Origin of the sequence: Faecalibacterium sp. DFI.5.82, assembly GCF_029076575.1 — a bacterium.
Taxonomy (GTDB): Bacteria; Bacillota; Clostridia; order Oscillospirales; family Ruminococcaceae; genus Faecalibacterium; species Faecalibacterium duncaniae.
On the sequence record NZ_JARFIS010000879.1, the window covers coordinates 1 to 296 of the forward strand.

Here is a 296-nt window from a genome sequence, read left to right on the forward strand (position 1 = left end):
GGCGGCCGGATCCTGCTTTTTGTACTTCTCCACGATCCGGGCGCCCTGACTCGCCAAGAGTACGACGAGATCTGCACGTCCCTCGACAACGCGGCCGCACAGCATAACCAGCAAGGAGGAAACGCCTAATGTATAACCACACCGGCCTCCAAGGCCGTCTAACCGCCGACCCTGAGCTCAGGTACACGCAGCAGGGCACGGCGATCACCAGCGTCACCCTCGCCAGCGACACCGGCCGCAAGACCAAGGACGGCAAGAAGATCACCAACTTCTTCGAGTGCGTCGCATGGCGCGCA

1 protein-coding gene is annotated in these 296 nt (G+C 62.2%); it reads left to right on the top strand.

The window, feature by feature from the left end:
• Window positions 1–128 precede the first annotated feature (128 nt).
• Window positions 129–296: single-stranded DNA-binding protein (locus P0G09_RS19325; RefSeq protein ID WP_275253482.1), on the top strand; the 168-nt coding region annotated here is incomplete at its 3' end.